Source organism: Peribacillus sp. R9-11 (assembly GCF_031345095.1).
GTDB classification, from domain to species: Bacteria; Bacillota; Bacilli; order Bacillales; family DSM-1321; genus Peribacillus; species Peribacillus butanolivorans.
In genome coordinates, this window is record NZ_CP133763.1 from 4,664,205 (window position 1) to 4,690,921 (window position 26,717).

Below are 26,717 nucleotides of genomic sequence, written 5' to 3' on the forward strand. Positions count from 1 at the left end.
TAATTCACATTTTCCTCACCTCCTAAAAGAAGTGTAAAGACATCTTAGGTTAAATGAAATAATAGTGGACGCCCTTTGTAGGGCCGTAGATGTTTGATAAAAAGGAATCATCTTGTTTCCAAGAACAGGTCCTTTCTAATAGCAAAAGTTGGTTGATTGCTTTTCAGAGGGGATTTCATGATGTTTGTGGAGTAGATAATCGTATGAGCAAAGGAGATTCTAATGTTGAGATTTGGACTTGCGAGATTAATATTTTCTTCCCAAATAGGATAAAACTCTTCCCTGAAGTTGTAACTTTCATTTCTTGATATGCATTTCACATCACCTACGCGACCATTATCCTATTTTTCGCAATTTTTGTAAAACTGCTCTCGTTTGAATCTCTTTCAATTTTCATTATCTTTCTGACTAAATTTCAAGTTTAATTGGGTTACTCTTTATAAAATCCTATTAGAAAGTTATAATGATTGATTTCCTCATGGAAACTGTTAGTCAGTTTCAACATATAGTGGTTAATTTGTGTCTATTTATAGAAATAATAAGCAAAAGCAAAGCGAAAAGTGAGTAGAGATGCAATTTCGGTGAACATTCGGTGAACATATGAAGGAACGCAAAAAAGCCTATTTTTGATAGACTTTTTTGGTTTCTATTATCTTTTTGCCACTCTTAGAATCTCATTCAATCTTTTTGATATATGTTTTACTTCAAAGAAATATGGCTTAGTTGGCGTCAAAAATAAACCAGATAACCCGCTTCACTAGGATAGGGATCGTCTGGTTTATTAATAAATAATATGAATTGGCTACCACTTAATATGCTGTTTCGTAGGGTGTGGATCATTTTCAAGCAGGTATTGTTGTAAGGCTGGAAGGTCATCTGTGTTTACAAGGTCTACTCCTGCTTTTAGCATCTCATCCCATACAGCTTCACGGCTTGGTAACGCTGCGTCTGGAGTTGCCCAGAAACGAACCATTTGACCGTTAGCATGCGCCGTTTTGACAATGTGATCCAGCTTTTCTCGTTCAGCTTGAGGCATCTTACCAACACCCTGCCATGTAAAATACTTTGTCCAGTTGTCACTGATTACAGGTATGAATTCATTAGGTGCATCAGATCCCAGGTCACTCATTCGGCCATCGAATGTGGCATAACGTACCTTCTGGTTTTCCATTAGCTCACGCGGTCGGTTTCCCGAAATAATGACGGTAACAGCACCTTGGTTTACCTTTGACTTTGAAAATTTTGTAACCATTTTCTTGTATTCTGCCAGTTGTTTATCAATTTCTTCATATGTAGCTTTGTCCTCGGATTTAATATCGATCCACAGTAAGAAATCCTGGTCACGATTTTTGTAAACAGAGCCTCTGTTTTGCTTCACTTTTTCTTTTAATGGATCTAAATAAAGGGACTTAAGTGTCCGCTCTGGTTTAACATTGATTTCATCATGGGCTACTAGTAATTCACCGTCTTTTAGCCAGACGTCCGCTTCTACACTTGTGAACCCATGATCCAGTGCATCATAGAGAGGACGTGCATGCTCATAATCATTGTGTGCATGCGCTTTTGCAAGCGGCACTATAACTTTAGGTTCCTTCTTAACCTGTTCAGCGGAAGCATTTGTTGATGAAAAGGGCATAGCAACAGCAACAGCTAAAGACATCGTTAGCCACCATTTATTCATATTCATTTTCCTCCTCTTTATTATTTCACCTCTATCGTAGCTTTTTATTCTAATAAAACAATGGTATTTACAGAACCTTAACGGAATTTGAAAAAAGTGTTTACATGAAATAGTTCTTTTACACAAAAACAAGCGTAACTGAAATGCTCAGTTACGCTTGTTTTAAGAGGGTAATCTAGGTAAACCTTTCCTCAATCCACCTGCGATCCTTCATTCCACTACGTCCCGCCCTCAATTCCCTTTTTCGGCGTTCTTGTATTTATTATTATTACTTTTCGACAAGAAGGTTGGCGACCTGAAAGGGCGCAATCTGTTAGTTCTTTATACTGATTAAGATGAACCAGAATTACGAATAAACTCTGTATACCTTGGCGCTGTAAGGCCCGGTCCACTTTCGTAATGCACCCGAAAAGACACCTATTTTTTCGAGTCTTCCTCACCCGTATAAAACTCTCGATAAAGTTCATTGACTAGTCTGTCTAACCTCAATAGGTCGGGATTACCTGCAGTACGTTGCTCCTTGAGCCATTGATCTCGCTCTTCTTCAGTCATGAACAACAACTTCGAATAGACAATGGATGAAAATATGACCTCCGGGCTCTTACCCACACAAAAAAGACCCCCTTAAAACGGGAGTCTAAAAGAAATTTGAAATTCGGTCATTTGTAAAAAGCTTCATTCTTTTCTTTAAATCGTTTAATAAAAAAGCTAAATAAAATGCTCGTAAATAAATAATATAACCCTAAAATCGATAAAGAATCTGTTAAAACCAACCATAGATCATTACCCTGAATAACTAATCTCCATAAAAAAATGCTAATCATAAAAATTATTGGGATTAATAGATAATACCCCAAAAAGTATAAGATTTCCTTTGCCATTGTAATCACCCTTTTCAGACCTATAATACCTTATGTTCAAACTATACTATAAAATTCTTTATTTAAAATAGAATCATTCATTTCAACCGTATTAATAGCCCAAGGGCCTACACCCTCTAGACATCTAGTTCCATACCAAGTAAGAGTAGCAGCTAAACCAATTGCATTTCCACCTATACCAATTTTAATTAATAGTTTGGCTGCTTCTTTATACGCCTTTTTCTGTAAATAAGCCCATAAGCCTCCAGTCATAGCTACTTCAATAAGTGCTACTCCAAAATGGTCTTTTAAAGAAGCTACCATACAACTTTTCCAACTCTTCTTAACAGCTAATGGCTGTATAGGATTAATCACTGTAGTTTCTGCAAGCTCACAACTTGAAGACTCAATCTCTTGTTGGAGAATTTTAAGTTCGTCTATTTCACCAAATTCAGCTTCTAATTTATCAAAATGAAAGCCTACTACATTATTTTCCGAATCATAGATAGCAGCTTCCTCCATTAGAAATTTAAGATCTTTCTCCAACTTAGCTACTTCTTCACTTTCTTTCGTAGACATTGATTCTGCACTCACGAGCAAAGATAAAAATCTAGTTTTAAACTTTTTTTTCATTTACTTTCTCACTTTCCAATTAAATGTAAAACGCAGCATAGCATAGATTAGGAAATTATCAGCTTAATATGCTTAAAGTTATAATTTTACTATTCAGGTAATTGTTTTAAAAAAAGTTCTCTTTAACAATCACAATGGCAGCCAACCTACGAGAAAACGCCACCCGGATTGAGTGACGTATCTATATCATATATTTGCGCTGGATCCTACCGCGCTATCGCTTGCTTGCCTTACTCAGGCCGAGACTGTGTTTCCCCACCCTTAACAAGTAAGCTTTATGTAGTTATCGTCTATTTTTTTACTAAATAATCGCTATTTTGCTTGACCGCCCTTACGCTCTTTGACTTACTGAGCCGAAGGATTGGAAACGGCTGAGAGCAGACTTTGCCCCTTACACACGTCAAACGGATAGTCTGAGGCATATAAGAAGCAAAGTCGCATTCCTTACGTCGCCTCGTTTGGTATCCGTATGATATGCCCTTCTGAACTTCCGATCTTTCGACCGACTGCAGCTCGTACAATATCGCCCCTGTACGGATTAAAACCTGCCGCAGCACCCTAGAACCGTAGTTCCAACGATAACCGCCCGGACCTTTAATGGATGTCCTCTCCTGCCGCCACCAGCACAGAAGGATTGCTGTTAAATTATTAACTCCAAAATTTGATTATAGTTATCCTTTGTTGTTATTCTGCCATTTTTATTTCAATGGCTAAATTACGTAAATAATCTAATAAGGGCCGTACTTCCTCTGGAGCTGTTGTGTCAGTAAATGAGAAGGACTGTTTCTTTTTTTCATTTACTATATCCAGCTGATATGAAAACGCGTCCGCTCCTTGAGATTTAGCTCCGACCATTTTACTTAGATGAGGATTAGAAAGATCAGCTGTCTTCATTAAATTCTTTAATTCTTCATTTTTCTCCTGCGGCAATTCATTTGTATCTATCTGAAAATTCAAGTCGAGGTTGGCAAATCCCCCTATGCAGCTAAATTGGATATGCATGCTGAATGAAGCCTCCTATTCATAGAATATAACTACTCAGGCAGTCCAACCGCTTTGAAAGCATCTTCAATTGTTTTTATAGCTGTCTCAGTAACTTCTCCACTATCAACAAGTTTTTGTGCTGCCTTGATAACAATTTGTACGAATTGATTGAAATTCGCCGTTGCAAATAAATTCTGCATGGCATTGAACCAAATCAAAGCTGCTTTGTCCGTTCCAATCTCCATAGATACAAGATAAAAAGCCTTGTTTGGTATCCCACTATTGATATGGACACCATGATTATCTCGCTCTCCTCGATAGAAGTTCTTCATATGATCAGGCTGCATATCTTTCCCCATTAATTTATTGTCAAATGCAGTACCTGGAGCTTTCATGGAACGGAGAGCTTGTCCTTTTAGTGTTGGTCCCATTATATCAGCACCGATTAACCAATCCGCATCTTGTGCTGATTGCTTTAAATGAAATTGTTTGATAGTCACTCCAAACACATCTGAGAGATGTTCATTCAAAGCCCCTGACTGGCCTTCATACTCCAATCCACTGGTGAACTGCGTAACACCATGTGTAAGTTCGTGTCCAATTACATCAAGTGAATTTGCAAAATTGCTAAAAATAACCCCATCGCCGTCACCAAATACCATTTCATCTCCGTCCCAATAGGCATTTGTAAATTTATCCCCATAATGAACGTTCAGAATTAGATCAAGGCCTTCGTTATCTATTGAATTACGGTGTAAAACATCCTTGAAATAGTCACGCACAACTCCACTATAATCATATGCATGGTTAACTACAGAATCCCCACTTGATCGATCTCCTTCTTTCCTAGCCTCATTCTGTCGGAGTTTGGTCCCTCCTTTACAATCATAAACATGGCGAGCAGATTCACCTTTACGTTCTGATCCTGCATCAGTTAAAGCAATAACACCGTTAATATCATATTCTTTCATGATTCTACGTCTGCGCACTTGACGGCTTTTCGCTAAACTGATCCGTGCTGCTTCTACTTCATTTTGTGCCAAATTCTCAAGAATGTAGTTAGGTACAATGAAACACTGGCACAGCGATTTCGAACAATCTTTTTTGGGCATATTTGACACTCCTTCATAATTTTTTTTACAAACAGCGCGCCTAGTCTTCACCGTAATTCATGGTAATTAGTAGAGTATTGATCCCTCAACATTTGATAATGCCGCTCTCCTATTTCTTCCACACATTTCTATAGATTACTTTCGCCACACTTACCTCATTTCCCTCCATTCCATCCTACTCTACTACTTGCAAATTTCTTCTCTGCACGTTCTCTCCTTAGTTCCAGTTGTATAAGGCTATTAAATAACAGGTAAGTTTAGTTGAAGTGGGAAATTTATTTAAATAATGATAATGCGCGGTAGAATAACTTTAATTTCCTTTTTTTAATAAAACTTCATATTTTTCTCACAATTCTTTTTTATCATCAATATAAGTGAATTTACTAGTACTATTCAAAGAAATAGGAGGTCCTATATAAATGGAAACTGTTAAAACAAAAACTACTATACAAAATCAAAAACAAACAAACACCTCTCTGTATAGAACAGTATGGAGATGGCATTTTTATGCTGGAATTGTTTTTGCACCCTTACTTATTATTCTTGCAGTTACTGGATCAATCTATTTATTTAAGCCACAGATTGAACAAGTACTTTATCAAGACTACCACGAGGTTACCCCTCAAGGAGATAAAATACCAGCATCCCAGCAGATTGAGAAAGTGAAGAAACTTTACCCTGATGCAGTGGTGACAAAATATCATCCCGGAGAAAGTGCCTCTCGTTCGAGCGAAGTAAGCATTACTTCTAATAAGGAGTCACTTACAATTTTTATAGATCCCTATACAGGTAAATCTATTGGAGAGTTAAATGATGAAGACAGAATTATGGATAAAATCGAAGAAATTCATGGTGAACTAATGGCTGGCACCTTAGGAGATAGAATTGTAGAGTTAGCTGCGTGTTGGGCAGTTGTGTTAATTGTCTCTGGTCTTTATTTATGGTATCCCAAAAATAAGCTAAGTCTTTCTGGTGTTCTTTTTCCAAGAATAAATAAAGGAAAAAATATTTTCAGAAGAGATTTACATGCAGTACCTGCCTTTTGGATATCAGCAGGAATGTTATTTTTAATTATGACTGGTTTACCTTGGTCAGGTTTTTGGGGAAGTAATTTTCAATCTTTAGCTACCAATTCTGGATCTGGGTATCCTCCTTCTATATGGTCAGGAAGTGCTCCAACATCCTCAATTAAAACAAAAGATATTGCAGATGTACCTTGGGCAGCAGAAAATTTAGATGTACCTATCTCAAATATTCAAGGTTTTATCCCACTGTCCATTGATGATGTAGTTACGATTGCGAATCGTGAGGGTATGCATCCAAGTTATAGCATAAATATTCCAAATGAAACAGATGGCGTCTATACATTGTCAGCTTTTCCACCGAAAGCACAAGATGAAGCAACTATTCATGTTGACCAATATTCTGGGGCAGTTTTAGCTGATTATCGTTATGATCATTACGGTTTTATTGGAAAAATAGTTGCATGGGGAATTACCTTGCACAAAGGGACTCAATTTGGTTTGATTAATCAAATATTCAGCCTTCTTATTTGTTTAGGAATTATTCTGGTAGCCGTTAGTGGTTTTTATTTATGGTGGAAGCGAAAGCCGAAAAAAGGATTAGGTGCACCTAAAGCTCCTCATATAAAGAACATGAAATCCTTTCTAATTCTGTTAATAGGTCTAGGAATTATGTTTCCTTTGGTTGGTTTGTCGCTTATTGTTGTGTGGCTAATTGACTGGTTAATTATTAAAAGAATAACTGTAGTTAAGAAGTTTATGAATGCATAATTCGAAATGTAAAGGGTGGCTTTTGCCGTGAAAAAAAATATATGTATTTTTTTAATCTTTATTTTCATCATATTGCTAAGTGCGTGTTCACTTGAAAAGGATGTCACTACTCTATACAAAGAAGAAACACCTCTTGAATCGGAAATAATCATACCAGAATCCTTTTCAGCTAATACACAGGAGACTATAAAGGCTGTTCTTACTCAAGGTGGTAAAAGGGTTGTAGGCGCAGATTTTGTTCATTTTGAGATATGGAAACAAGATGGCTCTCTCAAATATAGTATGGAACAAGCTGAGGAAGAGGGAGACGGCACATATAGTTTAAGGAAAAACTTTGATAGTGATGGTCTATACTATATAAAAGTACATGCTAGTAACGATGGTTCAATAATTATGCCTCAAAAACAGTTTATCGTAGGAAAACTTTCTGAAAGTGATTTAAAAATCTTGCAAAAAGGTATGCATAAACAAGAAGAAAGTCATGAACATCATCATTAAATTTATTTAAAAATCCGGTTTTCTTTGAAAACCGGATTTTTTATGGATATTTGCTTACCGTTTTAAATCCGTTTGTTGTTGTTACTACTAATAAAAGGGGTAATAATTTTGGATATTATTTTTCTTTATTTTAATAAGTGATTAACTGCAGCATCAGAATTTTCCGGGGATATCGGTTGAAGCAGTATGTTCCCTCCTGTAGAGTACTGTTGGGTTAACAAGAATTTTCAGTGTTCTTTTTTTTTGTAAAATACGTATTATATTTAGGGTGATTCGTCAATTCCTGTGTAGAAAGGGTGTTTAATTTTGAAACAAGTGAAAGGTTTTATCCGAAGCTTCACAATTTTAACGCTTGCTTTTCTCATGTTTAGCGGAGGGGCAGCTTTTGCTTCTGCTGCTTCAGAATCATCGAAGTCTACGCCAGATCTCTTGATTCGAGAAATCATGGGTTTAGCTTATGAATCCCAACAATCGATTAACAGTAAACCTTTTTCTGTTGGTGATTCGTTGAAAAAAGTAGAAAAAGCCTGGGGTCCACCGGAGGATCTAAGTACCGTTGCAGCCAATTATTGGAGCCGTAATGTTCGATTCCTCTATGACGATTCAACAGGTAGAAAAACGATTACCGGCATTGATGATTTTGATCCTCAGCTGCAAACCATTCATTTATCTGAGTTGAAGGGATTGATTGGTAAACCTGTAAGTGAAGAGGAGCAAGAGGGAATGTACTATGTCACCTATACTGATAACAAAAATTATAAAGTTGTTTTCGTGTTTGAAAGCGCCTGGATTAACCCCGATCCAAAATTGTATATGTATACGCTTGAATTGGCAGATCCATCATGTAAATAATAAGTAACAAGCCACATAAGGAATCGTCTCTGTAATTCATAGGTGACGATTCTTTTAGAGCAAAAAAATCATGATGTTTAAGACAAGATCGGCACTTATTCTTACGCAACCAACGGGGCAGGTTAAACTCAACAAGAAAAGTGGAAGGTAACTCCAATTAATAGTCTTTTTATGTTAAAGTTGCAATGTGCTAGGACATAGATTTAATTATGGAACGATATACAGGGAGGAATGGGACAATGGAAAATAAATGGCCAAAAGAAATGAAAGTAGCGCAAATCCGAGTTGCACGTCCTACTGATCAACTAAAAAAGGTTGTAAACTTCTATTGTGAGGGATTAGGCTTGAAAAAAATCGGTTCGTTTGAAGGACACGAGGGATATGACGGTATAATGATTGGGCTTCCCAATTCAAACTATCATTTAGAGTTTACTCAACATAAAGATGGAAGTCCTTGTCCTGCTCCAACAAATGATAATCTGCTTGTCTTCTATATTCCTGAAAGTAAAACCATTGAAGAAATCACAAATAGATTGAAAGGTATGGGTTATGATTCAGTATCTCCAGAAAATCCATATTGGGAAAAGTCAGGTGTTACAATTGAAGATCCAGATGGTTGGAGAATTGTATTAATGAATTCGCCCGGCATAGGAAATTAAAATAATAACTGCAAATAAAAAGAAAGGTTATCTGAGCATGCCATTAAAAGGATTACATCTTTTCCTCATTCAACCAACGGGCGCGATTCTTTAATAGGAATCGCTTTTCTTATAGAACTAACAGGTGCTAGTTCTATAGAAGACCACAATAAGTAGTCTCTTATATTTGTTCAAAAATCAACAGCCTTACTGTCTAACAAAGCCTAAAATAAAAATAGCCTCAACTCCTTAAAGGAATTGAGGCTTGTACTAATATTTATCATTTGAGCAGGAAAGTACGCTTTCTTCCTGTTCAATTAAAGTATGTTAAATAATACGAGTTGTAACGATGCCTGTGATTTGTTTGATTTTTTCCTCTAAACCAGGAATGATATCGCCGTTTACTTCACCGTCAATGTCAATCATCGTATACGCGTATCCACCACGGCTTCTGTTAACCATGTCAGCAATGTTCAAATTATAGTCTGATATAGCCAGTGTGATCTGCCCAACCATGTTTGGAACGTTTTCGTGGAAAGTTGCCACACGACGCTTTCCTGTATAAGGAAGGGAAGTGTTTGGAAAATTCACTGAGTTTTTGATGTTCCCTGTTTCTAAGAACAACTTCACTTGACGAGCTGCCATAATAGCACAGTTTTCCTCTGATTCTTGCGTAGAGGCACCAAGATGTGGGATTGGAACTACATTTTTCATTTTCAATACATTTTCATTCGGGAAGTCTGTAATAAACCTGCCAACTTTCCCGCTTTCAAGTGCAGCTTCCATATCCGTTTCATTCACAAGCTCACCACGTGAGAAATTCAAAATATGTACGCCCGGTTTCATGATGCTAAATGTTTCTTGGTTAAACATTCCTCTTGTATCATCAGTTAATGGCACGTGTACAGTAATATAATCAGATTCAGCAAACAACTGTTCAATCGTCATAGCGCGCTGTACATTGCGGGACAAGTTCCAAGCTGTATCGACAGAGATGAACGGGTCAAATCCAATCACATCCATGTCTAAACCTAGTGCATCATTAGCTACAAGCGCACCGATCGCTCCTAAACCGATTACACCAAGAGTTTTCCCCTTGATTTCTTTTCCAACAAATTGTTTCTTTCCTGCTTCTACAAGCTTTGGAACTTGTTCTCCTTCACCTTCTAACGTCTTTGTCCAGGCCACACCGGCAAAAAGGTTACGAGATGAAGCCATTAAAGAGGTTAGTACCATTTCTTTTACAGCGTTAGCGTTAGCACCAGGGGTATTAAAAACAACAATTCCTTGCTCTGTGCATTTGTCGACGGGAATATTATTGACACCCGCTCCGGCCCTTGCGATTGCTTTTAAATTATCGCCTAATTCTAATGCATGCATGTTAAAGCTACGAAGAACAACAGCATCAGGGTTTTCACTGTCATTGTCGATAGTAAAGTTATCCTTATTGAATACATTTAACCCGCTTTCAGCAATATTATTTAAGGTTTTGATTGTTTTCAGTTTTTCTAAAATTAATGTGCTCATATTATTTCTCCTCTTTTAATTTATGATAGTTTTTAAATTCCTAAATTAATTAACAAGATGTTAAGCAAGCTACTAATCAAATTTCATAAAAATCTGTGTATTCTCTAATAATGGATTTTAGTCTTCACTATCCTCTCCTAATAAACAGAAAGAGGCAAGGGATAATTTCCCTTACCTCTGCCCAGGCGAACGGCTACGACACTATATGCTCCCTCACGGTTATCCGCGTTTCGCCAGTCACACATAGTCTTTTTAATTAATTATATTTTATCAAATTCTCCATCAACCTTCAACTACAATTTTAAAAGGTTATCCTATTTCAGTTCCTTTGGCAGAATTATTTAGTAGAATTCCCCATTGCTCAGTCCCCTTAGCAAGAAGAATATTCTTCCAATAGATGTTTTATCTTTAGTTCTTGTATTGGAAGGGTTAAACCCTTAAGCAGGTTTAATAGCTTTTTCCATATCTTGCTGACGCCAGTACTCTTCAATTTCTTCTAAAGTTTTCCCTTTGGTTTCTGGTGTTTTATAGTGAATAAATACGCAAGCAACTATTGATAATACCGCGTATATTAAGAAGACATTATTTCCAATGACACTTAACAATGGCGGGAAAGTATACGAAAAAAGAAAATTCAATGTGTACTGTAAAAATGTAATGACTCCCATTCCGATCGCTCTTGCCTGCAAAGGTAACACTTCAGGTATGAATAGCCAGAATACAGGACCTAGACCGATTCCAAACGCGAAGACGTATAAGAACACACAAACCATACTAAATATCGTAAAATCTGAAAATAGTGCTAAACCGATTAATGGTAGGACCTGCCCGCCAATACTATAGATTAATAATGTTTTTCTTCCCAGTTTATCAACAATGAATAGCGATATAGCCGTGGAAATAACTAAGGCAGTACCTATCCCGAAGTTGGCTATATTCGATCCGCTCCACCCGTTAATTTCCACTCCTTCAAAGATGATTGGAGCAAAGTATACTACTGCATTAATCCCAGTGAAGACCTGAAAAAACGTTAATATGAAGTTCATATTTAGAATCTTTTTATACTGGCCAACTAAATGTTTGAATCCGACAGTTTGCTGTTTTAGTGAATAATTAATATCGCTTATTTCATCTTCCACTTCTTTCTTCGATCCTCTTAGTTTCATTAATACTTTTCTTGCACGTTCTTCTTTTCCTGCAGTCATTAGCCAACGTGGACTTTCGGGTGAGATTAGCATCCCAATCGTAAAGATTGCAGCAGGAATAATACCTATTCCTAGCATGATTCTCCAAGAACCACTAGCAGAAAAGGAAGCTCCTACAATGTAAGCACTTAAAATTCCGACATTTACACTTAATTGATATAATGCACCAATTAATCCTCTGATTTTAGGTGGAGCTAATTCAACCAGATATATCAACGAACACATATTGGCTATTCCGCATCCGATTCCAAGGATAAATCGCGATCCTATTAAAACGCTTACATTAGTAGCGAAGGCACAACCAATAGACCCAACAATAAACGTGATGCCTGCTCCTATTAAGAGCGATTTCCTTCCTAATACTTTAGATAAGGAGGTTGAAAGAACAATAGCAGGCAATGCTCCTAAAAGAAGGAAACTTACAATCAATCCTTGGCCGGCTGGGCTTAATCCAAATTCCTCGGTAATAAAGGGAATCGCTGGAGAAATGGCACCAGAATCAAAACCATATAAAAGTCCAGCCAAGCCACCAAAAATCGCATAAACATACATAATATTCGGAATTTTTTGCAAATAACTCACTCCTTTTAGATTCACTAATTAAAGTACACCTTTTTTCAATATAAGATTCGCATACTGTGCACGTTCACTTGTAGCGATAATGGCATATGCCGCCTTACTTCTTTCGTAAAAATCCGTTCTTTCGACTTTTTCTATTTGGACAGGAAAGTCGCTCGTTTTTTTTATTATATCTTCATAGGTCTGCCAGATTACAGGGTTTTTTTCATCGCCTTGAACAGGATTCATCAGCATGACTGGAAACGTAACATACGTATCTAGTGGAAAAAACTCTAATATGGCCCGTAAAAAATCAGCAACGCCATGTCCATGACCATTGATTATCCGGTTGGAATGACTTGCAGCCGGATAGTTTCCGTCTGCAAGTACAATCTCATCACCGTGCCCCATCTCCATCATAACTTTCATCAATTCTGGAGAAATAATAGGCGGGATTCCTTTAAGCATTAGTCAAAACCTTTTCACTTTCTTGAACAAATTTGTTCGTTAGTGTTCCAAGCTTTTCGATTTCAACAGTGACCACATCTCCTGGCTGAATATAAACGCGCTGATCAGCCGGTAAGCCTAATACGACTCCTTCAGGTGTACCTGTTAAAATAAGATCTCCCGGCTCTAACGTCATGTGCTGGGAAATATAACTTACGATTTCTGCGCATGAAAAGATCATATCGGAAGTATTAGAGTTTTGTCTTATTTCATTATTTACGTACGTTTTCAAATTAAGGTTGTTTGGATCTCCTACTTCGTCCGCTGTCACTAAGAAAGGTCCTACTGGACTAAAATCATCACAGGTTTTTCCAAGCAGCCACTGCTGTGTTCTCATTTGCAGATCTCTTGCAGACAAATCATTGACTGTACAATAACCAAAAACATGAGAAAGAGCAGCTTCTTCTGTTACGTTCTTTGTCTTTTTGCCAATTACAATTCCCAGTTCAACCTCATAGTCCAGTTCATTCGTTACATTTGGTATAACAATTTCACTTTGATGACCTGTTAACGTATTATCAAATTTGTTAAACAAGATAGGCACTTCAGGATACGGTGCATTGGTTTCATCTGCGTGTCTTCTGTAATTCAATCCGACGCAAATGATTTTATGAGGTTTTGTAACACTAGGACCGTATATAAGCCCTTCCTCTTCAATAGCTACTGCACTTCCATTTGTGACAGCTTCATTAACCTTTATTTCAAAATCTTTTAGTTCGGATTGATTGAATTCAATTACTTGCATCACATCTGTTACTATATTGTTCCATTCATTCTTCTTAGCAGTTTCTTCGATATCTATTAAGTTATTCTCAATCTGAACAGCCAGTTTCTGCTTTTCACCTTTTATAAAAGTAGCTAGTTTCATAGTTTCATTCTCCTTTTATGCATTTTTCCCAAAAACAACTCCGCCATCAATATATAAAGGCGATCCCATCATGAACGTAGACTCATCTGAAGCTAGAAATAGTGCAGCCTTTGCCACATCACTAGGTCTTCCTAATTCTCCGCTTAACTGTCTTTTCTTGATCGATCCGATTGCGATTTCAGGATCGTCATATGAATTTTTTAAATAATCTTCAACAAATGGAGTTAAGATGGTGCCCGGCAATAAAGCATTTACTCGAATATTATAAGGGGCATAGTCCACTTGCATGGCTTTTGTCAGAGCAAGTACAGCGCCTTTCGTTGCTGAGTATGCGGCACGTTTAACTAGACCCATTTCCGCAGCGCAAGACGACATATTGATGACTACTCCACTTTTTTGTTCCATCATATAAGGAAGCGTGTATTTAGAGGGTAAATAAACTCCCTTCACATTTACACTCATAATTCGGTCCCAGACATCTGGCTCTACTTCGTCCACTCTACCCACATTGCTGATTCCTGCATTGTTGAATAGAATATCTATTTTTTTATACGTCTCAATAATCTGTTGTATTGCAGATTGAACCGCTTCAGGATTCGTCACATCTACTTCGTAAAATGCTGCTTTTCCGCCATTTTCTTCTATTTCAGAAACTGTTCCTTGCCCATTTTCAGCATGAATGTCTGTGATGATAACAAATGCGCCTTCTTTTGCGAATAAACGGGCTGATTCCTTGCCTATACCGCTTCCTCCGCCAGTGATAACTGCTATCTTGTTGAGTAGTCTCATAATGTTACCTCCTGTTCATGATTCATATGATCTTCAGGCTGTGCCGCTTTAACCGTTAATCCGCCATCTACCATTAACAGATGCCCATTGATTTGCACGGCTTCATCAGAGGCTAAAAAGACAACAGAATCTCCAATTTGTTTTTCTGTACCAAGTCTCTTCATTGGATTCGCTTCAATCTCTTTTGCTAGAATTTGAGGATCTGCCAAATATTCATCACACATATCCGTTGCAACGGTGCTCGGTCCGACTGCATTTACATTAATATTGTATTTGCCTAACTCAATCGCCAAGGCCTTTGTTAAATGCGAAGCTGCTGCTTTTGATGAGATATAATGCGGGATTACTGGACTTGTCACAAGAACACTCGCAGTTGATGTAATATTAATGACTTTTCCATATTTATTTTCGATCATTTTTTTCGCCGCTCTTTGGGTTGTCAAAAAGATCGATTTTACGTTCGTCTGATAGGTATCATCCCATGTTTTTTCTGAAAGACTCAAAAAAGATTCAAATGGAGCAATACCAGCATTATTCACTAGGATCTCTACCGACCCTAACTCTTTTTCCACTTGGTCTATCATTTGGTCAACTTCTTCTTTCACCCCAACATTTGCTTTCACAACAATCGCTTGAATATGAAACTCTTTTTCTACTTTTTCTTTTAAAGCGTTTGCTTTTTCAAATGAACCGGGTGATGTATAATTGATAGCCACATTAGCGCCTTCTTCAGCTAATCTCATGACAATTGCTGCTCCAATCCCTCGGCTACCGCCTGTGACAAGAGCTGTTCGATTTTTTAATTTACTCATATATAGATCCTCCTTCTCCTATTTGTTTCTACAGGCTGATGCTGATTCGGCTGATACTAAATTCTTGATGGCCTAAAATTTCAGCTTTTGTCAGCTCACCTTGTGCTGTTTTAAGAACCGTTTCGAAAATACGATTTCCTGCTTCTTCTGTTGTTTCTTTTCCTTTCATTACAGGACTTGTATCTATATCAATGTTATCGATCATTTTGATGGCAGTATGTTCATTTCCCGTTATTTTGATGACCGGAATAATTGGGTTTCCAGTCGGCGTCCCTCTTCCTGTCGTAAAGCAGACCATATGAACACCAGCGGCAGCCATACCCGATACACACTCGATATCATTCCCTGGTGAATCCATGAAGTAATAGCCGTTCCCTGGAATTTCTTCTGCAAAAGATAATACATCGTTCAAAGGAGCAGTACCTGCTTTACTTATACAGCCAAGAGATTTTTCTTCGATAGTAGACAGGCCTCCCTCTATATTGCCCGGGCTTGGATTTCCGCCACGCATATCTGCCCCAATGCGTTCTACTTCTTTTTCAAATTTATTAACATAGGCATATAGCTTATTTGCCACTTCTTTGCTCACAGCTTTTTGAGCGACAATATGTTCAGCCCCGATAATTTCAGTTGTTTCACCCATTACAATGGTTCCGCCCTTATTTAAGAGCTGATCAGCTGTTTTTCCTAAAGCGGGATTGCTGCACAGACCAGATGTAGCATCGGAACCGCCGCATTTCACACCTAGTATTAATTCTGAAATAGGAACATCTACTTGTGGCACTTTTTCGATTTCCTTGAATAAGCTTTTTGCCAATTCAGACCCTTTTTGAATAGCTTTTACCGTTCCGCCTGCATCTTGGATATCAAGCCACTCAACAGGTTTCCCTGTTTCTTCTTCAATTTCTTGTTTCAAAACTTTGGCATCAATAACCTCACAGCCTAAGCTAATTAAAAGAACTGCACCAACATTTGGGTTTTTCCCCATACCTCCAAGAAGTCTGTGTGTACGTTCCTTGTCATCACCAATCTGGCTGCAGCCATGCTGATGCGGAATAGCTACAGAGTCTGGTACAGCTTGCTGGATTCTATTGGCTACGTGATTTGCACAAATGACAGTAGGGATAATTAACAGATGATTACGTATTCCAAATTTCCCGTTTGAACGACGGTACCCTTTTATCATGCTCATCGTTGTTTCTCCCCTTCCGCCTTATCTCCTCTTCCTCTGATTCCTTCAATATTATGTACATGTACATGTTCACCAGGTTCGATATCACTTGTCGCTGCACCGATTACTTCTCCATATTTGATAACCGTTGCTAATTTTTCAATCGGTTTAATTGCGATTTTATGTCCAAATGGAATCGATTGCTTGGCTGTCAATACCGCTTTTTGGCCATTGATGACGTATAGTAATGTTTCTTCTTCTTCTACATCTTTCAAAAGAGTCGCTACATTATCTTGATCAGACATAACGATGCTCGTAACGTCCTGTTCATAGCCTACTTTACTCATGGCTATCTCCCCTTTCTTTTAATTTGTAAAAGGCTTTCGCATTATTAGAAAATATTTTATCCATTTCCTTATTGGTCAAATTTTCCGGTAAATTTCTTTTGATAATCTGCAGTGCTTCATCATAGCTTCCAGCTGATAAACATACAGGCCAATCGCTGCCGAAAAGCAAACGGGATGGACCAAATGTTTGCACAATATGATGAATATATGGCTCAAAATCTTCAGTTTTCCACATAGCTGGATTCGCTTGCGTCATTAAACCCGACATTTTGCACCAAACATTCGGAAACAGTGATAAAGAGTACATATCCTCTTTCCACTCGCTTAAATCCCCTTTAGTAATATTCGGTTTAGCCATATGATCTATTACTGTCATTAAGTTCGGAAGCGTTTTCAATAAAGTTAAAATCGATGCAATGTGTTTATTATTAATTAATAAATCTAATGGAAGATTATATCTAATAAGCCATTTTAAATTTTCTATCACTTGCTCTTGTAATATCCAATCACTATTTTCTAAATCCTGGAGCATTGGACGCAAACCAACAATTCCCGGTCGTTTCATTAACGAATCTAGTTGCTTCGGAAAAGCTGGAGAAGATAAGTCTATCCAGCCAACTACACCATAAATCCAGTCATACCGTTCATACAATGATAAAAGAAATAAAGTCTCTTCATATGTAGGAGCAGCTTGGATAAGAACAGTTCCAGCAATACCCTGTTTTTCTAATAAGGGATCTAAATCTTCTGGAAGATAATCTTGATAGAGGACTCCCATATCTTTTGAAAGCCAAGAATAGTCAGCTCGGTCAATCTTCCAAAAATGCTGATGAGCATCAATAATCATTTTGACCTCCTCTTGTTACTAGAATGTTACCGGTAACATTAAAATAACAACAATATTTTAAATTGTCAATAAATTAATTGCAACAATATCAAAATTTAAACAACACTGTTAATATTTAGAGATACGAAAAAGGACCTATAGCGAGGATAGTTCAGTGGGACAATCTAAAAAAACCTGTATACATTTATACAGGTTTTTAATCAAACTTTTTATTAAATGTCTTGTAAAGTGACAACAAAGAAATTCATTTTTAATACCTCAAACAACTTGTAATCTTATCCCTCATACGCTTGCTTTAATGTTTTGATGTCAATTTTTTTCATTTGGAGCATTGCATTCATAACTCTTGCTGATATTTCTGGATCGTGGTCGCTTAGCATCTCAGTTAGGGCCGTAGGAATAATTTGCCACGAAACACCATACTTATCTTTCAGCCAACCGCACACTTGTGCCTTCTCGTCTCCGCCTTCGGAGAGTTTTTCCCAAAAATAGTCCAATTCTACTTGTGACTCGCAATTGACGATAAATGATATCGCCTCTGTAAATTTGAATTGCGGACCGCCATTTAATGCTACGAATTCCTGGCCCTCCAGTTGGAATTCCACGGTCATTACTGTTCCTTCTATTATCCCGTGGATTTCATGCCCCTCTTTTCCATAGTGAGTGATTCTTTCAACCTTGGAATTTTTAAAGATAGAAGCGTAAAACTTCGCTGCCTCTTCAGCTTGTGTATCAAACCACAAGTTTGTTGTGATTTTTCTTATACCCATTTTAAAGCACCTCCATATGTTCTCTAAGTCTTAACAAAAAAGGATGTTTTTATTTCCGCTAAGTCTAAAGCTGAAGTTGCAGTTATCTTAGAGTTATCCGTTATTCAAGAATATGGTCCCATTCAAAAAGGACACCTTCTTTTTTTCATAAAGGCGCCCTTTAATGGAATAACTACACCACTTGAAATAGCTGGTAATGCGGAATAATGTGCTAATGTTCATAAACAAGCCACCACTTATTGGGTTTGATAATTAACTGGAGCCAATCAGTTAGTTCAAGATGGATAAAAATTCCCACTCTTTAACATCTTAATCATTCCGTAATTTGCTTAGCAATTGGAAAATCTGTCCCCTATGATGTGATTCATGTTCAATCAAATGGTACACAACCCACTCAGGTGTGACGTCATATTGTTCAAGGACCCTCGGTTTACGCCAATCCGTTAGATCCATTGAACGAAAGTGAGAAAGAAATACTTCACGTACCTTATTAAGTCGGTTAACATGTTCTTCTACAGTTTGTCCCTCAATATGGGTTAAAGAGCCCTCCTCAGAACGGCATTCTAACGGAAACAACGAGCGTATTTCAGAATCCCATTCAGTAACAAGAACCTCTTCATATAACCAATCTGCCTCGACCAATGCAATGTGATATAACAGCGAGCCAATCGTTTGTCTTTCATCCATTTTTGTATCAAGGATCCCTTGGCTGATTCCAGTTAATTCTGTTAAAAGAGTACGGCGAACATCTTCTAAACACCATAGCCATCCGCCAATTTCTTCTTCATATTCTGGAAATCGAGATACCAGTAAAGCTCTTCTCTCCAAACTGATCATCCTCCTCTTAATCAAAGTCTTACATTCTATTAAAAATGGATGGTTCCTTCTTTAATACAAAAAATCATATTAAATATAATAGTTTTATTTCCCATTAAATATCTTTATTGTCATTCAACAGGTCTCCCAATCGAATTAACAATTTGTTTTTAAAGAATAATAATTACATTTCTACAATTTACGACAACATTAGCACTATCTAGATAGTAATATATAACTATAATAAAATGAGAAAACGGCAAACTAATCGAAAGGTTAGGACGCAAAGCTAACAGGTCTAAGGTCAGATTGACTATGATAGCTGGGCTACCTCTTCAACGGAGGAATAGGTAATGTTACTTCAGACAAATGACAGAGTAAAAGAATTAGATACAGAATGGATTGAACTCATTCAAATGGCTATCAATGTAGAAATACCGTTAGAGGAAATTAGAGGATTTTTATTAGAAGGTGGACAGTAGGCCTATGCTTGCTGTCTGAGTCATTTTTTACACATTAACGCCTTTTTTCTATTTCTTTACTTTATCAAAATAGAAAGAAGCTAATAATTCACCTTTAGCTGTAATAACTAGGATGGTTTGCTACGGTAATTATTTTCATTGCTACCCTATAGGCAGATTGCCCTTCAAAAATGGCTTTATAGTAATGAAGTTGATTTTTCTTATTTGGCCAAGAGAAGGATTCCTCAACAAGACAGTCGAATATTCTTCACTAAGGGGTAAATTGGAATCCCTATAAATTACCTATCGGATAGGAGGGCAAATATGCAAACTCATGAGTTAGAACTAGTAATAAAGAATGCAGACCGAGCAATAAATAATGAGGATTTTGATCAATTAATGGATTTCTATTCAGAGGATGCTACATTAGTTGTAAAACCTGGAACGTTAGCTAAAGGCAAAGAAGAAATACGTCGGGCATTCGTTGCTATCGCTGATTATTTTAATCATAGTTTAATTGTTAATCAAGAAAAGATGGCAATAATTGAAACAGGTGATACGGCATTAGTTGTAGCAAAAGCACTACTGAGTGCCAATCAAAAGACTGATTCGGCATTCTCAATGGAAAGAATGGCTACCTATGTTTTTAAAAAGGATTCGACAGGTACCTGGCGTTGCATAATTGATAATTCTTACGGTGCTGAATTACTTGAATAATTCATGTTCAGATATTTGAATGAATAGAAAAGACTCACCTTCTTTTAGGTGGTTTTTTCATTTGTATTAATCTCCACAGCAGAGGAAAAAACTCCTATTATTTTATAGGAGTTCCAGATGATTTTCTGATTACCAATTCAGGCTTTAAATTTATTGTTCGATAATCAGCTGGACCGACTTCATCTACTCTTTCAATCACTAATTGTGTTCCTAAATATCCGAAGTCATAAGCAGGCTGCGAAGATACAGTCAAAAAAGGATCAAAGTCTGAAAATAACTCTAAATCGTCAAAGCAAACGACAGCAATGTCTTCTGGAACTTTAATCTTTTTTTCTCGTAAACTTTTTATAATTTTAATGGCAATGAAGTTATTCGCTGCAAAAATCGCTGTTGGACGATCAGCAGGAGAAACATTAACCAAATGAGCGATTCCATTCCATCGCTTTTCTTGTTTATAATGAGTCTCTACTAGGAAAGCGGGATCTATCTTTAAATCATTAATTTTTAACGTTTCAATATACGCCTGATACCGCTCTTTCGAAGTGGAAATCGTAAGTGGGCCATGAACCATCGCTATTCTTTGATGACCATAATCAATTAAATGCTGAAGAAGCAATTTTGTCCCTTCATAGTTATCTCCAAGCACTCTATCACACGAAACATCTTCAATTTGCCTATCTATTAATGTAAATGGGATTCTGTTTTTAATAAGTTTCTTTAAGTTTTTGGTCGATTGATCACCTGTTGGAGCAATAATTACGCCATCTACCCTTTTAGAAATTAATGCATTGATATACTCACTTTCTTTTTCGTAGTTTTCATCTGTATTACATAAAATAAGCTGATATCCCATTTGATTAGCCTTATCCGCAGCGCCTCTTGCAACCTTTGTAAAAAAGGGGTTAGTGATGTCAGTTATGATTAATGAAAGTAACTTGGTTTTTTTAATATTCAAACTTTGAGCAGCTGAATTTGGTATATAGTTTAACTCTTTTATAACAGCTTCTACTTTTTCTCTAGTCTTTTCACTGATATTTCCTTTATTATTAATAACTCTCGATACAGTCATCGGTGAAACATTCGCTTTTTTTGCAATATCGTAAATTGTCGTCACTTTTTGTACCCGCCTTTACATTTTCCCTTATATTGTATCATAAGTATAAATTGTTATTTTATACTTTAACAAGCAGGCAATCATGTTGACTCAGGTACGACACTGAACTTCAAAAAAAGACACAGTCCTTAGTGAAGGATTGTGTCTTGAAATAGATTTAATTTTGATTAAATCCGCTTTCATCCATGTAAAATATCTCCCAAAGATGTCCATCTATATCCTGAAAACTCCAACCGTACATGAACCCATGATCAATGGCTTCATTAAAAGGCTTTCCACCAGCATCCAGGGCTTTATTCACAATCTCATCCACTTCTTCCTTGCTTTTAACCGATAATGCCACAATAGCTTCCGTACTTTTTGCTGAATCCGGGATTTCTCTCTTGGTAAACGTTTTAAAGTAATCTTCAACCAATAACATGACATATATAGATTCACTGATAACCACACACGTTGCATTTTCATTGGTCATTTGCTCGTTAAACTCAAAGCCAACTTTTGTGAAAAATTCTATTGAGGCATTCAAATCTTTAACAGGCAAGTTAACAAAGATCTTTTCTGCTTGAACTCCCATCAAATTCACCCTCACTCGTTTATTTTATGTTCATTACCCTACTATTCGTTGCTTTTTTCGATAATCCTGCTCGCAACAAAAAAGGAGATACCGCAGTACCTCTCATCCTAATGTAATAAGTACAACAAAGGTTTTTCAAGAACCGTTGGCGAACGCTAACCCTTTCTCAGAAAGAACACGACGAATTTGCTCCGATGCTTTAGCTCCCATACCATGTAGCTGCAAGACCTCTGCTTCACTTAGCTTAGTAAACCGCTCAAGTTATAAGTACCCAGCTCCAGCGAGTGCTCGTTGTGCAGGTTTAGCTAATCCTGTCGGGAGATCGCTTTCGTTATTCTTCATAATCCTTTCTCCTTCTTGTGTTAGTAATAAATAGTATTTCAAGACTTCCCTTTCTTCTTATTAGCCATGAAAAAAGGACCTTCAATCAAAGATCCTTTTTATTCACAAATTTAATTCACTTATTTTTCTCCTAAAATAGCGAGTGGACTAAATACTTCATAATGAATATGGTCTTTCGATACACTCCATTTACTTAGGGCCTCATTGATTGCTTCCATAAAAGGAATAGGTCCACAGAAATAAAAGTTAGCTTCTTTTGATGGAACGATAGATTGCAGGAAGTCTAAACCCATGTATCCTTCTTTATCAAAATGGCCAGAGGTTCGATCGGCTTCTGTTGGTGCACCATAGACGACAATTGATTTTATATGTTGATGATCATTCACAATTTGTTGCAGATGCTCTTTAAAAGCATGTGTTTGGCTGTTGCTTGTTGCATGGATAAACGTAACCTGACGTTGTAGTTGCTTTTCTATAATGGTATTTAACATGCTAAGCAATGGTGTAATTCCAATACCGCCACTAATTAGAACGACAGGTAAATCTGTGTTATCAAGTTCGAAGTCACCTGCAGGAGCAGAAAATTGCAGCGTATCTCCAACTTGCAGCTGTCTATGTAAATAGTTAGATACAATTCCAGATGGAGCATCCCCATGGGCATCTTCACGTTTAACACTGATTCGGTAGTAATCCTTACCAGGTGAATCAGAAAGACTGTAATGGCGTATATGCGTATATTTCTCCCCAGGAATTTCCGCCTTTAGTGTTAGGTATTGCCCAGCATGATAGGAGGCAATGGGTTTTCCGTCTGTAGGCTTTAGATAAAAGGAGGTTACCGCATCACTTTCTTTTATCTTTTTATCGATATTGAAGCTTCGGTATCCTTCCCATCCACCAGGCTGATGTTCTGTTTCCTCATAGAGGTTTTTTTCAATATCAATAAAGGCATCTGCAATATGGCCATATGCCTTTCCCCATGCCTCTATGATTTCATCTGTGGCTGCATCACCCAACACATCTTTAACTGCTTGAAGCAACGTTTCACCTACAACCGGATACTGTTCAGGCTTTACCCCTATGGCACGATGTTTCTCAGTAACTCTTTTAATTACAGGTTTTATCGCTTCAAGGTTCGTAATATGTTCACCTGCAGCATAGACAGCATACCCCAAGGCCTCCTGTTGAATTCCTCTTTTTTGGTTGGTTTGGTTAAAAAGGTTATACAAATCAGGCGCTTTTGAAAATAGTAATTCATAAAATCTCTTTCCTATTGGTTTACTATGTTCCTTGAGAACAGGTGCTGTTGACTGAACGATTTCTATGGTCTTAGCATCAAGCATGTTAAAATGTCCTCCTCAAATTTCAGGGATATTTACTGTAAATAGCATTCCCGCTAAATATAGGAGTAAACATGATATTTTGGCCACATTCAACTTATCACTAACCAACCCAAACTTCTTACTAAAGGCGTTCTTCCGCCCATTTGGAGATTTTGAAATTCCCTTAAGATAATTCAAAGACACCATACCTAATAGTACGATGTCTTTGTTTAGTATCCTTGTTAAATTAAACGGGCTCCATTAGCTCAATAAGAAAATAAACTGCTGATCAGTAGCTCTTGATTTTTAAGTAAAGCATCGATTAGTTGAAGAAAAAAAGCGTTATAGAGTCCAATTGATGAGCAATCCTGCTTGTGCTAATCCACCACCGAAACCATATAATAAAATCTTCTCACCATTACTGAGCTTTCCTTCACTTACTCCTTTATCTAAAGCTAATGGTATTGATGCTGAGGAAGTATTTCCATACTCCACTAAGCTATATAATGTACGCTCAATTGGAAAACCACTTCTATCACATATTGACTCAATCATTCTTAAATTTGCACTATGCGGAACAAACCAATCAACATCATTCAAATGAAATTCAGTATTCATCATCACAGTTTGCATTCCTTTTGGAACAGTAGTAACAGCCCATTTATAAACCTCACGTCCATTTTGTACAAGGTTACCACTATTATTTAAGTCTTCACCATTTATACGTGTCGATAGGTTTGTACTATATAAATGTTTTCCGCCTGCTCCTTCCGAATATAAATGTGAAGAAATAAAACTTGGTTGTTGTTCATCATATTCTACAAGAACTGCTCCTCCACCATCTCCAAATAAAATACAAGTGGCTCGATCTTCATAGTCCATAAGTTTAGATAAAGTATCAGCTCCAATAACAAGAACTTTCTTGTTTAAACCAGATGTTACTAATCCATTAGCTACATGCAACCCATAAGTAAATCCTGCACAAGCAGCGTTTAAATCAATAGCTCCAGTATTCTTAATACCTAGCTTTGCTTGGACTAAAGAAGCTACACTTGGTGTGTTGAAATCAGGTGAAAAGGTACAGACAATAATCATATCAACATCTTCGACTGATTTATCATACCGTTCCATTAAATCCTTTACAGCTTTATAACTTATATCACTAGTAAACTCTTCTTCATGTGAAATTCTTCGTTCTTTAATACCAGTACGTTTAACAATCCATTCATCATTGGTTTCAATCATTTTTTCTAAGTCCTTATTTGTTAACCTTTTCTCTGGAACATAAGAACCTATCGCAGTAATACGTGCTTTGGATTTGAACATAAAATAGCCACCTCGTGTTATGAATTGCATCAATTTTATAACTGATATTAATACCTGGTACTAATTATAGAGTAAAAAAAATCTTATGCAACTACCCTTAACCTTTAGCCCCATAAGAAAAAGAGTTGCCCATGCAACCCCCTTATTGAAGTAGAGCACTCGTTAGTGAAAGAACTTTTCCAATTAAAAAGGATTTTGTGCTTGAGCTACTCTGTTCTAATTGGAATATAGGTAAAGTCCAAAATCTTGCATAACAGAGGTGTGCCCCATTTGACGCAACATGGTAGCTATATTGCCACGGTGATATGATCCGTGAGTAACAACGTGTAGTACCGATTCAGAAATAGAAGTTTCAAGCAACCCAGCATATGGATTATCTACCACAATCAATTTTTCAAAATCTTTTTGACTGTTCAGAAGTGCTTTGTTTCGCTCAGATAAGTCTAGAAATATTTTTTTCATTTCCTCAATACTTTTCGTTTCCACCTCTTTTCTTAATTGATCCGTAGACCCCATTGCTTCATTCATACTTTTACCTGAGATTATGTCAAACCATGCGTAATCTGTGAGATAAATGTGAGACAACACCTTTGATACTGAAGAAAAACCACTTTGAATTTCCTGATGATAAATTTCCTGTGGAAGTTCTTTTAAACGATCAATTATAACTCCATTTGCCCACACGTGGTAGTTGTACATTTTTAATACGGGTTGTGTCATATTAATTCCCCTCCATTTTCATAAGTTATTTCGTGTTAAACAATTGATGCCTAAATAAATAATTTTCCGGTAAATCCTTTAAGGGAATTATCCCCAACTACTCCTCTTATAGCGAATCATCGAATAATACTCATAAGTTTGTACAAAATACTTATGTTCAAAGGAGGTGTTTATATGCCTAATCTAAATGATAATAAATTCAAAAAAATTCAATCTGAAAGTCAAAAGCAAGGAAAATCACAAGAAGAATATGCTGCAGAACTTGAAATGAACAAATTGAAAAGTCAAAAAAGGAAGTAACCACACCAAATAATGATCATTGGCAGGAAGTTGTTTCCTGCCTTTAATTTACGCTTTTATTGGAATTTTTCTTCCAGTGTTTAAAACTCCAGTATTTATTAAACTCCCTCAGTTTAATACGATAATGCTCACGAATACTCGTTAATTCACAGGTTTCAAACCATTTGGAATAGGATTTATAAACGAACCCTGCTCTGTTATTCAAGTAGAGCACCAACTAATCAACAAGGGTTTCAACTGATTATTTTCCTTCTAATAACTTTTTACCACACCACGGGCAAAACAAAATTTCGACAGATGATGAACCACCATCGTGAATTATCAACCCGTACTCATTATCTTTTTCATAATAGATTACAAGTTTATCTGGACATTCAAATGGGTTTTCGTGTATTTCACATTTGAAATTCGCGTGATATGCCATATCATCACAGCAATGTTTTTTCATTCGATTTCTCCTTAGGTAATCCTCACTCAGTTTGTTTTTTATATTATATTATCAAACTTTATTCAACAAACCGCCCTGTTTGTTACATAAGTAAAAGTGCATTTCATCATATCTCTTTAAAGAATGAT

30 protein-coding genes and 2 riboswitches are annotated in these 26,717 nt (G+C 36.9%); of the genes, 7 read left to right on the top strand and 23 right to left on the bottom strand.

Features of this window, described 5'->3' with window-relative positions; all coding sequences use genetic code 11:
- Window positions 1-802: 802 nt before the first annotated feature.
- From RE409_RS22610 to RE409_RS22630, 5 genes are all read right to left on the bottom strand, one after another.
- Entirely contained in the window at window positions 803-1,681 is an 879-nt protein-coding gene (locus RE409_RS22610; protein WP_309558100.1) for a phosphatidylinositol-specific phospholipase C/glycerophosphodiester phosphodiesterase family protein, read from the bottom strand.
- A 417-nt stretch (window positions 1,682-2,098) separates the two neighbouring features.
- Window positions 2,099-2,290, bottom strand: coding sequence for a hypothetical protein (locus RE409_RS22615; protein WP_201223151.1), 192 nt, complete (start codon window positions 2,288-2,290; stop codon window positions 2,099-2,101).
- A gap of 308 nt (window positions 2,291-2,598) precedes the next feature.
- Window positions 2,599-3,174, bottom strand: coding sequence for a hypothetical protein (locus tag RE409_RS22620; protein WP_309558101.1), 576 nt, complete (start codon window positions 3,172-3,174; stop codon window positions 2,599-2,601).
- A 684-nt stretch (window positions 3,175-3,858) separates the two neighbouring features.
- Window positions 3,859-4,176, bottom strand: a complete 318-nt coding sequence (locus RE409_RS22625) for a protealysin inhibitor emfourin (protein WP_201186581.1) — start codon at window positions 4,174-4,176, stop codon at window positions 3,859-3,861.
- A gap of 32 nt (window positions 4,177-4,208) precedes the next feature.
- Window positions 4,209-5,270: a M4 family metallopeptidase gene (locus RE409_RS22630; protein ID WP_201223147.1), complete on the bottom strand. Its 1,062-nt coding sequence runs from the start codon at window positions 5,268-5,270 to the stop codon at window positions 4,209-4,211.
- A 419-nt stretch (window positions 5,271-5,689) separates the two neighbouring features.
- On the opposite strand from RE409_RS22630, the gene RE409_RS22635 reads away from it, so the two are divergent.
- The 4 genes from RE409_RS22635 (at window position 5,690) to RE409_RS22650 (ending at window position 9,072) form a co-directional block, all read left to right on the top strand.
- Window positions 5,690-7,063: a PepSY-associated TM helix domain-containing protein gene (locus RE409_RS22635; protein ID WP_309558102.1), complete on the top strand. Its 1,374-nt coding sequence runs from the start codon at window positions 5,690-5,692 to the stop codon at window positions 7,061-7,063.
- Window positions 7,064-7,090: 27 nt separating this feature from the next.
- A complete protein-coding gene (locus tag RE409_RS22640; RefSeq protein WP_201223143.1) occupies window positions 7,091-7,561 on the top strand; it encodes a FixH family protein in 471 nt (156 codons plus the stop codon).
- Between the two features lie 315 nt (window positions 7,562-7,876).
- Window positions 7,877-8,413, top strand: a complete 537-nt coding sequence (locus RE409_RS22645) for a DUF4309 domain-containing protein (protein WP_309559306.1) — start codon at window positions 7,877-7,879, stop codon at window positions 8,411-8,413.
- Between the two features lie 239 nt (window positions 8,414-8,652).
- Window positions 8,653-9,072, top strand: a complete 420-nt coding sequence (locus RE409_RS22650) for a VOC family protein (RefSeq protein ID WP_201223139.1) — start codon at window positions 8,653-8,655, stop codon at window positions 9,070-9,072.
- 306 nt (window positions 9,073-9,378) lie between these two features.
- Here RE409_RS22650 and RE409_RS22655 read toward each other — a convergent pair whose 3' ends face one another.
- From RE409_RS22655 to RE409_RS22705, 11 genes are all read right to left on the bottom strand, one after another.
- A complete protein-coding gene (locus RE409_RS22655) occupies window positions 9,379-10,578 on the bottom strand; it encodes a phosphoglycerate dehydrogenase (RefSeq protein WP_053347601.1) in 1,200 nt (399 codons plus the stop codon).
- 172 nt (window positions 10,579-10,750) lie between these two features.
- Window positions 10,751-10,829: riboswitch (ZMP/ZTP riboswitch) on the bottom strand.
- Window positions 10,830-11,015: 186 nt separating this feature from the next.
- Window positions 11,016-12,356 (bottom strand): sugar porter family MFS transporter, encoded by a 1,341-nt coding sequence (locus RE409_RS22660; protein ID WP_200964801.1) that lies wholly within the window; start codon window positions 12,354-12,356, stop codon window positions 11,016-11,018.
- A gap of 27 nt (window positions 12,357-12,383) precedes the next feature.
- Window positions 12,384-12,809 (bottom strand): RbsD/FucU family protein, encoded by a 426-nt coding sequence (locus RE409_RS22665; protein WP_201186586.1) that lies wholly within the window; start codon window positions 12,807-12,809, stop codon window positions 12,384-12,386.
- Window positions 12,802-13,716: a fumarylacetoacetate hydrolase family protein gene (locus RE409_RS22670; RefSeq protein WP_201253941.1), complete on the bottom strand. Its 915-nt coding sequence runs from the start codon at window positions 13,714-13,716 to the stop codon at window positions 12,802-12,804. Before RE409_RS22670 ends, RE409_RS22665 begins: the two co-directional genes overlap by 8 nt.
- A 15-nt stretch (window positions 13,717-13,731) precedes the next feature.
- Window positions 13,732-14,505: an SDR family NAD(P)-dependent oxidoreductase gene (locus RE409_RS22675; RefSeq protein WP_201186590.1), complete on the bottom strand. Its 774-nt coding sequence runs from the start codon at window positions 14,503-14,505 to the stop codon at window positions 13,732-13,734.
- A complete protein-coding gene (locus tag RE409_RS22680; protein WP_309558104.1) occupies window positions 14,502-15,317 on the bottom strand; it encodes an SDR family NAD(P)-dependent oxidoreductase in 816 nt (271 codons plus the stop codon). Before RE409_RS22680 ends, RE409_RS22675 begins: the two co-directional genes overlap by 4 nt.
- A gap of 28 nt (window positions 15,318-15,345) precedes the next feature.
- Window positions 15,346-16,509 (bottom strand): UxaA family hydrolase, encoded by a 1,164-nt coding sequence (locus RE409_RS22685; RefSeq protein WP_309558105.1) that lies wholly within the window; start codon window positions 16,507-16,509, stop codon window positions 15,346-15,348.
- Complete coding sequence (locus RE409_RS22690) at window positions 16,506-16,835, bottom strand: UxaA family hydrolase (protein WP_190270905.1); 330 nt, start codon at window positions 16,833-16,835, stop codon at window positions 16,506-16,508. The genes RE409_RS22685 and RE409_RS22690 overlap by 4 nt, the downstream gene beginning before the upstream one ends.
- Window positions 16,828-17,682: an amidohydrolase family protein gene (locus RE409_RS22695; RefSeq protein ID WP_309558108.1), complete on the bottom strand. Its 855-nt coding sequence runs from the start codon at window positions 17,680-17,682 to the stop codon at window positions 16,828-16,830. The genes RE409_RS22690 and RE409_RS22695 overlap by 8 nt, the downstream gene beginning before the upstream one ends.
- 275 nt (window positions 17,683-17,957) lie before the next feature.
- On the bottom strand, window positions 17,958-18,452 hold the full coding sequence (locus RE409_RS22700; RefSeq protein ID WP_309558109.1) for a VOC family protein: 495 nt from the start codon (window positions 18,450-18,452) through the stop codon (window positions 17,958-17,960).
- Window positions 18,453-18,761: 309 nt separating this feature from the next.
- Window positions 18,762-19,280 (bottom strand): DinB family protein, encoded by a 519-nt coding sequence (locus RE409_RS22705; RefSeq protein WP_201186599.1) that lies wholly within the window; start codon window positions 19,278-19,280, stop codon window positions 18,762-18,764.
- Window positions 19,281-19,516: 236 nt separating this feature from the next.
- A riboswitch (cyclic di-GMP riboswitch) is annotated at window positions 19,517-19,603 on the top strand.
- 18 nt (window positions 19,604-19,621) lie between these two features.
- Between RE409_RS22705 and RE409_RS22710 the strand changes: the two genes are divergently transcribed.
- Complete coding sequence (locus tag RE409_RS22710) at window positions 19,622-19,750, top strand: hypothetical protein (RefSeq protein ID WP_309558110.1); 129 nt, start codon at window positions 19,622-19,624, stop codon at window positions 19,748-19,750.
- Window positions 19,751-20,053: 303 nt separating this feature from the next.
- Window positions 20,054-20,446 (top strand): YybH family protein, encoded by a 393-nt coding sequence (locus RE409_RS22715; RefSeq protein WP_057219788.1) that lies wholly within the window; start codon window positions 20,054-20,056, stop codon window positions 20,444-20,446.
- Window positions 20,447-20,543: 97 nt separating this feature from the next.
- Here the strand turns inward: RE409_RS22715 and RE409_RS22720 are convergent, their stop codons facing one another.
- From RE409_RS22720 to RE409_RS22745, 6 genes are all read right to left on the bottom strand, one after another.
- Entirely contained in the window at window positions 20,544-21,560 is a 1,017-nt protein-coding gene (locus tag RE409_RS22720; RefSeq protein ID WP_201186601.1) for a LacI family DNA-binding transcriptional regulator, read from the bottom strand.
- 157 nt (window positions 21,561-21,717) lie between these two features.
- Entirely contained in the window at window positions 21,718-22,134 is a 417-nt protein-coding gene (locus RE409_RS22725; RefSeq protein WP_201186602.1) for a VOC family protein, read from the bottom strand.
- A gap of 261 nt (window positions 22,135-22,395) precedes the next feature.
- Window positions 22,396-22,518 carry a hypothetical protein gene (locus tag RE409_RS22730; RefSeq protein ID WP_309558112.1) on the bottom strand — a complete coding sequence of 41 codons (123 nt, stop codon included), beginning with the start codon at window positions 22,516-22,518 and terminating at the stop codon, window positions 22,396-22,398.
- A gap of 77 nt (window positions 22,519-22,595) precedes the next feature.
- Window positions 22,596-23,816 carry an NO-inducible flavohemoprotein gene (hmpA, locus tag RE409_RS22735; RefSeq protein ID WP_309558113.1) on the bottom strand — a complete coding sequence of 407 codons (1,221 nt, stop codon included), beginning with the start codon at window positions 23,814-23,816 and terminating at the stop codon, window positions 22,596-22,598.
- 321 nt (window positions 23,817-24,137) lie between these two features.
- On the bottom strand, window positions 24,138-25,121 hold the full coding sequence (locus RE409_RS22740) for a ketoacyl-ACP synthase III (RefSeq protein ID WP_201186604.1): 984 nt from the start codon (window positions 25,119-25,121) through the stop codon (window positions 24,138-24,140).
- A gap of 216 nt (window positions 25,122-25,337) precedes the next feature.
- The gene (locus RE409_RS22745) at window positions 25,338-25,841 is read right to left on the bottom strand and encodes a DinB family protein (protein ID WP_201250432.1); all 504 of its coding nucleotides are present in this window, start codon (window positions 25,839-25,841) and stop codon (window positions 25,338-25,340) included.
- Between the two features lie 174 nt (window positions 25,842-26,015).
- Between RE409_RS22745 and RE409_RS22750 the strand changes: the two genes are divergently transcribed.
- Window positions 26,016-26,141: a hypothetical protein gene (locus RE409_RS22750; RefSeq protein WP_255263999.1), complete on the top strand. Its 126-nt coding sequence runs from the start codon at window positions 26,016-26,018 to the stop codon at window positions 26,139-26,141.
- Between the two features lie 241 nt (window positions 26,142-26,382).
- On the opposite strand, the gene RE409_RS22755 is transcribed toward RE409_RS22750, so the two are convergent.
- A complete protein-coding gene (locus RE409_RS22755; protein ID WP_201223129.1) occupies window positions 26,383-26,589 on the bottom strand; it encodes a DUF6980 family protein in 207 nt (68 codons plus the stop codon).
- Window positions 26,590-26,717 lie beyond the last annotated feature (128 nt).